The organism is Streptomyces sp. NPDC057271, assembly GCF_042668715.1.
Taxonomy (GTDB): Bacteria; Actinomycetota; Actinomycetes; order Streptomycetales; family Streptomycetaceae; genus Streptomyces.
Genome location: NZ_JBHUYJ010000249.1, coordinates 1 through 1,393 on the forward strand (window position 1 = coordinate 1; position 1,393 = coordinate 1,393).

The following is a 1,393-nucleotide window of genomic DNA, read 5'->3' on the forward strand; positions in this document are numbered from 1 at the left end:
ACGCTGATGCGTTGGCGGGCGAGGCGGAGGAGGGCTTGGGTGTGGGTCTTGCCGCGGGCGCGTTGCTTGTCGTAGTAGGTGCGGGAGGCGGGGTCGGCGTTCATGCAGGCGAAGGCGGAGAGGAACATGGCGCGTTTGAGCTGCCGGTTGCCGCCTCGCGGTGCGTGTTCGCCGTGGATCGAGGTCCCGGATTGCCTGGTGGTGGGGGCGAGTCCGGCGTAGGAGGCCAGGTGGGCGGCGGTGGGGAAGCTGGTGCCGTCGCCGACGGTGGTCAGCAGGACTGCGGCGGTCCTGACGCCGACGCCGGGCATCGATGTCAGGACCTGGGAAAGAGGGTGGGCCTCCAGCAGGGCGTTGATCTGGGCTTCCATCGCCCTGCGCTGGGTGTGCACGGCGGTCAGGGAAGCGGCCAGGGAGGGGACGACGATGTCCAGGGTGCCGGTGCCCGGGACGACGACGGTCTGCTCGTCGAGCGCGTCGAAGACCTCGTCGATCAGCCGCTGGGCCATGCGCGGGGCCTTCGGGCGGATCAGCTCCACGAGTCTGCGGCGGCCGGCCTTGCGCAGGGCGGCCGGGGAGCCGTAGCGCTCCAGGAGCCAGGTGACGGCCTGGTGGTCCAGACGCGGTCCCAGGACGCGTTCCAGGGAGGGGTGGAACTGGGTGAGCAGGCCGCGTATCCGGTTGCTGGTGCGGGTGGCCTCGGCGGCGAGGTCCTGGTCGAAGCCGGTCAGCACGGTCAGCTCGGCGGTGATCTCGTCGGTCAGTTCCAGGGAGCGCAGGGTGTGCGGCATCGTCCGCGCGGCATCGGCGATGACGGCCGCGTCCTTGGCGTCGGTTTTGGCCTCGCCGGGGTAGAGGTCGGCGATCCGGCGCATGGCCAGGCCGGGCAGGTAGGCGACGCGGCAGCCGGCGTCGCGGGCGACGGTCAGCGGCAGGGCGCCGATGGAGGCGGGCTGGTCCACGATGACCAGGACGGTGCCGAACTTCGCGGTCAGCTTGTCGAACACGGCCCGCAGCTTCGGCTCGCTGTTGGGCAGCGGCTTGTCGAAGACCTTCTTCCCGGCCGGGGTGAGTCCGTGCCCGTGGTGCGCGGACTTGCCGACGTCCAGGCCGAGGAACACGCCCACGTCTTCGATCTCGAACATCGTGCCCTTCCAGGGGTGTTGACGGTGCCGGCCTCGGCTCGGGTGTCGTGCTCGCGCATCCACGTTATGCAGACCTGCCGCCCGCGAACTGTCCGGCGTTGCGCCGGACCGGACGGTGGCCGGACCTCTGATCAGCGTCTCCGACGAACACCCCTCGGGCCCGGTGACACCACCCCCCAGGTCATCCGTTCGACAGGGGGACACAGTCATGCCGGGCCCGGAGGCCAGCGGCCCTCTTGCAGGACCGC

1 protein-coding gene is annotated in these 1,393 nt (G+C 70.9%); it reads right to left on the bottom strand.

What is annotated here, in order from left to right; all coding sequences use genetic code 11:
- The coding region (locus ACFUJR_RS39275) for an IS110 family transposase (protein ID WP_383181760.1) at nt 1-1,145 on the bottom strand (1,145 nt) is incomplete at its 3' end.
- Nucleotides 1,146-1,393: the final 248 nt, after the last annotated feature.